Source organism: Qipengyuania benthica, from assembly GCF_030717865.1.
GTDB lineage: Bacteria > Pseudomonadota > Alphaproteobacteria > Sphingomonadales > Sphingomonadaceae > Qipengyuania > Qipengyuania benthica.
In genome coordinates this window covers 1,052,618-1,059,553 of the sequence record NZ_JAVAIL010000001.1, presented here as the reverse complement: position 1 = coordinate 1,059,553, position 6,936 = coordinate 1,052,618, and the positions used below count along the sequence as shown (strand labels likewise).

4 protein-coding genes are annotated in these 6,936 nt (G+C 64.9%); 1 reads left to right on the top strand and 3 read right to left on the bottom strand.

The features are described 5' to 3' along the window. The 3 genes from Q9K01_RS05270 to uvrC all read right to left on the bottom strand — a co-directional run. The coding region (locus tag Q9K01_RS05270) for a transposase (RefSeq protein WP_305929132.1) at positions 1–239 on the bottom strand (239 nt) is incomplete at its 3' end. Positions 240–319: 80 nt separating this feature from the next. Further along, positions 320–3,148 (bottom strand): class I SAM-dependent DNA methyltransferase, encoded by a 2,829-nt coding sequence (locus Q9K01_RS05265; protein WP_305929131.1) that lies wholly within the window; start codon positions 3,146–3,148, stop codon positions 320–322. 172 nt (positions 3,149–3,320) lie between these two features. Then, positions 3,321–5,468, bottom strand: a complete 2,148-nt coding sequence (uvrC, locus tag Q9K01_RS05260; RefSeq protein WP_305929130.1) for an excinuclease ABC subunit UvrC — start codon at positions 5,466–5,468, stop codon at positions 3,321–3,323. 182 nt (positions 5,469–5,650) lie between these two features. Here uvrC and Q9K01_RS05255 point away from each other — a divergent pair, with 182 nt between their 5' ends. Then, positions 5,651–6,931 carry an APC family permease gene (locus Q9K01_RS05255; protein ID WP_305929129.1) on the top strand — a complete coding sequence of 427 codons (1,281 nt, stop codon included), beginning with the start codon at positions 5,651–5,653 and terminating at the stop codon, positions 6,929–6,931. Positions 6,932–6,936 lie beyond the last annotated feature (5 nt).

Below are 6,936 nucleotides of genomic sequence, written 5' to 3'. Positions count from 1 at the left end.
TCGAGCAACTTCAGCCAGAAGCCGCGCCGCGACCACCGGTTGAACCGATTGTAGATCGTCGTCGATGGTCCGTATTCAGCCGGACAATCGCACCAGCGACAGCCAACCTTCAGCACATGCAAAATGCCCGATATCACTCGCCGATCATCCACCCGCCGGGCTCCAGGCTGGTTCTTCGGCAAATGCGGCTCAATCGCCGCCCACGCTTCATCCGACAGCCAGAACAACGAACGCGACATGTTCAGGGACCTCCTACTCAGTGGAGAACCCTTGAATCAATGTGTCCGCCGCTTTTCAAGAGGCTGATTGGGTTTGGACCCTAGGGGACGAATGTTTGAGTATTGTGATACGATGGGCGATCTTCCAGGAATGCCCCATTCGAAAGCGCGAAGTGGACGTGTGCCCGCGAATTCAAGATAGCGAGAGATAACCCCGTAAAGAGATTAAATACGACAAGGCCACTTTCGGGGACAGTCGCACTTTCTACAAAGGAAAAAGTGCGATGCTTTGCTGTTCTCGTGGTAGCAATGAATTTGATTAGAGTTTCCAAGGCTGGTCGGAAAGTTGCTCCAATTTCTCCAAATTTCCACCAATAACGACGCCGAACGTCTCGCCGGTTTTGCATTCGTTCTGGGCGAACATGATTTGAAAGATATTGATAAATTTCCGGATATTCTTGCTGTAGTTCTTCCTCTTCGAGTAGCGAAGCGTCGATGACCCAAGCCTTTCGGGAGCGGCGAGTTAAATCCATACCGTTAAGGAAGGGACGTATTATTCGGTCTGGAGAGATGTCCGATCTCCCCTCAAGTGCTGATGCTTGGGAAGCTGTCACTATGAAGCCAGCGCCGTGTAGCTTTATGCCTTGGTAGCTAATCTGCTCGTTCGATATGAGCGACTCTAATAAAGATAGGTTGGCGCCTAAGCGAATTTTTGGGCTTATCTTCCCCTCGTCGATTTCCAATCGCACCTCGGGAGTGTCGCTACTGAGCGCGCTTTCGTGCTCCACCTTCGCTAATTTTCCTTGACGCTCGCCACGCACCGCGACGGTCATAGCGATGCGCACCGCCGCCTTGTCGCTTGCCTTGAGCCAGGGGTGGTCGGGAATGGCGTAGACCAAAGATAGCGGCAGCTTGGCGTTCATGTGCCGCTCCACCACGCGGCGGCTGAAGGTCTGGGTGATCGAATTGGTGGTGATGAAGCCGAAACGGCGGAGCGGATTCTCGCCCTTGGCGCCTTTTGGCGGCTTGGCGAGCAGGCGCGTGGCCGCCTCGTCCCAGAAATGCATCACGAAGTCCGCGCCGCCGGGCACGTCCTTGCGCACCTTCCATGCAGCCTCGGCATAGCCGTCACCCAGTTCGGCGCGCATATCGGTGCCCTGAATGAAAGGCGGGTTGCCGACGATGAATTCGACCTGCGGCCATTCGGCGCGGCGGGGGTTCACATATTCGTACAGTTCCATCGTCGCGTCGGGATCGGGAATTTCCTCGCCCGTGATCGGGTGGCGCTTCATCGTCTCGCCGTCCCACCGGCTCAGCGGCTTGCCCTGCTGGTCCCGCAGCATTTCCATGCTGTCGTAAGCGATCAGCGCATCCTGATGTTTTATGGTGCCGTAAGCGTGCAGGATCGGTTCGGGCAGGTCCTTCACCTCGACGGTGCGCAGCTGCCATTTGAGGAAGCCGATCCACAGGACGAGGTCGGCAATGGGGACCGCGCGCGGGTTGATTTCCAGGCCGTAAAACTGGCGCGGGTTGACCGTTTCGCCGTCGAGCAGCAGTCGCGCCTCGTCGTCCCCAAGTGCTTCCAGCGTTTCGAGGATTTCGCCTTCGAGCCGCTTCATCAGTTCCAGGCTGACATAGAGGAAATTGCCGGTGCCGCAGGCCGGGTCGAGCACGCGGGTGGTGCACAGGCGATGATGAAAATCGCGCACCGCCTCGATTGCCGCCTCGTAATTGCCCTGTTTCTGCAGCTCGGTGACGAGCGCCTTCACCTCATCCCAATCCTCGCGCAGCGGTTCGATGATGGTGGGGACCACCAGCCGCTCGACATAGACACGGGGGGTGAAATGCGCGCCCAGCTTGCCGCGCTCTTTCGTGTCGAGCGCGCGTTCCAGCAGCGTCCCGAAGATCGCGGGTTCGACGTCGCGCCAGTCCTTGCGCGAGGCGAGCCAAAGCTCGCGGATATCGTCCGCCTCCAGCTTGAGCGCGGTGCGCGTCTTGAACAGCGATCCGTTGAAGCGCTTGATCGTGGCGTTGAGGTGGGGAGCGTACCCCCCCTCGTCCATCACGCGCCACAGACTTTCCAGAGCGGGCGCGAAGTTCTCGGGCGTCTCGACCATCTGCTCGAGCAGTTTCTCGAAACCGCTATCGGGCAGCAGGCCGACATCCTCGGCAAACATCGTGAACAGGCACCGCATCAGGAATTCGGCGATATCCTTGGGATCGTGGCGCTTCTCGAGGCTGCGCGCGACCTTCGCCAGCCGCTTGGCGATGTCCTCCGTAACCTCGGCGCTGATCTTGGCCGGATCGAGGCTGGGCGGGTCGGTCCAGATCGCGCGGAGCCGAGACTGGACATCCTCGCGCAGCAGATCGTCCATCGACAGGCGATAGTTCTGGCGGTCGGGGAAATGCGCGTAATTGCGGCCCTGCCCGCTGAAATCGGCATAGATTTCGATCACATTGCCGATGTCGGCGACCAGAATGAACGGTGGATAGGGGTGATCATCGGGGAGCGCGCGGGCGTAATCCTCCGCCTGCTTCTTGGCGGCGATCATCACCTTGTCCCAGGTCCTGGTCCCGCGCTTGGCATGGCCCAGCTTCTGCGTGGTGGCGACACCGGCCAGTTCCAGTTGCTCGCTCTCGCGCGCCCGCTTGCGCTTGGCCGACTGCTTGGCTTCGAGGATGAAGCACTCGCGCTTGTAGCAGTCGATGCGCCCGGTGGTCACCGTGCCGCCGGTATGGCGGAAGGTGACGGGTCGCTCGAAGACATAGTCGCTGAGCACCGTGTCCTCACCCTGGAAATCGGGTTGCGGCAGGCCGAGCGCGGCGGTCAGCCGCTCGACGAAGAGCTGGGCATTCGCCATTTCCGACCCGCCCGACGCTTTTGCATCGGTGACGAGCTTTTGCAGCGCTGCGTGGTCGGTGTCCCCCATGGGCCGCGTGATGCGATGAAGCTTGGGCCAACACAAGGGGCGATCGCGCGCCCGTTGCGGCGGCGGATCGGCTGGCGCGGCAAAAGGAAGCTGGACCCCGGATCAAGTCCGGGGTGACGGCTGGGTTTCGGGTGACGGCGAGCTTCGGGCGACGGGCGGGTCTGGTGCCCCCTCACCCCCCCGCGTGGTAGAAATCGTAGACCTGCCGCGCCACCGCGGCGCTGATGCCGGGGACGCGGGTGAGGTCGGCCAATGCGGCAGCGCGGACCTTGCCGGCGGTGCCGAAATGCAGCAGCAGCGCGCGTTTGCGCGAGGGGCCGATGCCGGGGATCTCGTCCAATGGGCTGGCGGTGATGGCGCGGCTGCGCTTGGCGCGGTGGGCGCCGATAGCGTAGCGGTGGACCTCGTCGCGCAGCCGCTGGAGGTGGAACAATAGCGGCGAATTGACCGGCAGCGTCTTCTCGCGCCCGTCGGGAAAGTGGAACACCTCGCGCCCCTCGCGGCCGTGATCGGGGCCCTTGGCGATGGCGACCAGCGGCACGTCGTCGATCCCCATCTCTGCCAGCGTGTCGCGCACCGCGCTCATCTGACCCTTGCCGCCGTCGATCAGGACGAGATCGGGCCAGACAGCCTCGTGGCCGCGTGAAGGCGGGCGCGCGGGCTTGCGGGCCACCCCGCGATCCTCCCCGGCTGCGCCGGGGAGGGGGACCGCCGCAGGCGGTGGAGGGGTATTGCCGGCGGGCGGCGAATTTGCCCGTCCACCATCTTGCGGAGGCGTTTTCCCTGCGAGAGCAGAGTTTACCCCTCCACCATCCTGCGGATGGTCCCCCTCCCCATCTGGGGATGGGGAGGATTCGTCCTCCGCCAGCTTCCGGAAACGCCGCTGCATCACCTCGCGCATCATCGCGAAATCGTCGTTGCCCGCCGCGGTCTTGATGTTGAACTTGCGGTACTGGCCCTTGTCGAAGCCATCGGGGGTGGCGACCACCATCGCGCCCACCGCCTTGGTCCCCTGGATATGGCTGTTGTCGTAGAGCTCGATGCGCTTGGGCGGTTCCTCCAGTTCGAGGAATTCGGCCAGCGCGCGGTTCAACGTCGCCTTGGTGCCGGTCTCGGCCAGCCGCCGCTCGAGCGCTTCGGTGGCGTTGCGGCTGGCCTGTTCCATCAGCCGCCGCCTATCGCCGCGCTGCGGGACCGAGATCGCCACCGCGTGCCCGGCCTTGGCGGCCAGCGCCTCGGCGATCAGCTCCTGCTCGGGCAGCGCGCGATCGGTGAGGATCGTGCGCGGCGGGGGCACTTCCTCGTAGAATTGCAGCAGCACGTCGGCGAGGACGTCGTCCTTGTCGATCTCGCCGGTGTTTTTCGGGAAGAACGCCTTGTGCCCCCAGTTCTGACCGCCGCGGATGAAGAAGGCCTGGACCCCGATCTGCCCGCCCTTGGCGGCGAGCGCGAAGACATCGGCATCGCCCACTCCGGCGGCGTTGACCGCCTGGCTGCCCTGGATGAAGGTCGCGGCGCGCAGCCGGTCGCGCAGGATCGCCGCGGTCTCGAAATCGAGCGCTTCGGCGGCCTTGGCCATCTGCTGCTCGATCTTGCCCTGCACCGCGCTCGACTTGCCCCCGAGGAAATCCTTGGCCTCGCCCACCAGCTCGGCATAGCCCGCCTCGTCGATCCGCCCGGTGCAGGGCGCCGAGCAGCGCTTGATCTGGTAGAGCAGGCAGGGCCGGTCGCGATTGGCGAAGAAGCTGTCCGAGCAGCTCCTGAGCAGGAACAGCTTCTGGAGCGCGTTGATCGTCTTGTTGACGCTGCCGGCGCTGGCGAAGGGGCCGTAGTAATTGCCCTTGGCCCGGCGCGCGCCGCGGTGCTTCATGATCCGCGGGAAGGCGTGATCGGCGCGCAGCAGGATGAAGGGGAAGCTCTTGTCGTCGCGCAGCAGCACGTTGAACGGCGGGCGGAAGCGCTTGATGAACTGCGCCTCGAGCAGCAGCGCCTCGGCCTCGGAATTGGTGGTGACGATCTCCATGCCGCGGGTCTGGCCGACCATCCGCTGGAGCCGGTTGGTGAGGTTCTTGACCTGCGTGTAGTTGGCCACCCGCGCCTTGAGGCTGCGCGCCTTGCCGACATAGAGCACCTCGCCGCGGGCATCGAGCATCCGGTAGACCCCCGGCTTGGGCTTGAGGGTCTGCACCGTCTCGCGGATCGCGGCGACGCCCGCCGCCAGATCGGGCTGCGCGCCCGCGACGGTCGAGGTGGCGCGCTCCTCGTTGAAGCGTTCCTTGCCACGGGGATCGTGAGGGGTTCCGGCGGGGGTGCGAGCCATGGAGTGCAGTTAAGATTGTCCGGCGCGAATGTGAACCTCTGGCGCGCAGTTCGTGGCGGGAGGGCGAGTGAAACTTCTGCTTGTCGCGCGCGTCCGGTTTCTGCTTTGCTGGCGCGGCGCGGCCCACGGCATAGGCGCGCCCGCCGCCCAGGGCCGCCTCGGTGTCGCAAGGGGACGAGATAATGGACACGCAAACCGCACCGCCGCGCACCATGGGCCTGTTCGGCACCGCGCTGCTCCCGGTCAACGGGATGATCGGCGCGGGGATCTTCGCGCTGCCCGCGACGCTGTTCCTCGCGGTGGGCGAGTTCGCGCCGTGGATGATGCTGCTGGGCGGAGTGCTGTTCCTGCCGCTGGTGCTGGTGTTCGCCTGGCTGTCGGCGCGGTTCGACCACAGCGGCGGCCCGATCCTCTACGGCGAGGCGGCGTTCGGGCGCTTCGTCGGCTTCCAGGCCGGCTGGGCGCGCTACGCCAGCGCGATCGTGACGGTGGCGGCGAACACGCATGTGATGGTCTCCTATCTCGCGACGCTGTTCCCCGCGGTGGACGGGCCGCTGCTGCGACCGCTGGTGGTCGCGGGGTTCATCGGCTTCATCACGGTGGTGAACCTGTTCAGCCTCAAAAGCTCGGTGGCGACCCTGGGCGCGCTGACCGCGGTCAAGCTGCTGCCGCTGTTCGCGCTGATCGGCGCCGGCCTGTTCGCGGGCGAGCCGAGCATGGGGCTGGTGCTGCCCGAATTCTCCGCCGCGGAAAGCATCGTGCTGCTGACCTATTACGCCTTCATCGGGTTCGAATACGTCGTCCTGCCCGCGGGCGAGATGAAGAACCCCAGGCGCGACGTGCCGCTGGCGCTGGTGGCGATGCTGGGGGCGGTGACGCTGCTCTACATGCTGGTGATCTGGGCCTATATCGCGATCGGCCCGGTGGTGGGCGCGGATGCGGACAACCCGCTGGCGGTGGCCGCGCGCGACGCGATGGGGCCGGTCGGCGCGATTGCCATCGTCATCGCCGCAGCCTTCAGCATCGGCGCCAACAATTTCGCCGGCGGGATCAGCCTGCCGCGGATGACCTATGGCATGGCGGAAAGGGGCATGCTGCCGCGCTGGTTCATGGCGGTCTCGCCCCGGCTGGGAACGCCGGTCAATTCGATCCTGTTCTATGGCGCGGCGAGCATCGCCTTCGGGCTGTGGGAGGGGTTCATGGTGCTGGCGCTGGCGGGCACGCTGACGCGGCTGCTGACCTATCTCATCGCCGCTTTCGCGCTGCCCGTGCTCGAGCACCGCGAGGGGCGGATCCGCCCGGTCCGGGCGCTGGTCTGCGCGCTAACGGTGGTGAGCACCCTGTGGGTCGCAACCCATGCCGATGCGCAGAGCTGGGCGGTGTTCGGCGGGCTGGTGTTGGCGGGGACGCTGCTCTATTTTGTAGCGAGGCAGGAGCGCCCGCTGGCCGCGGCGCCGCTCTGACCCGC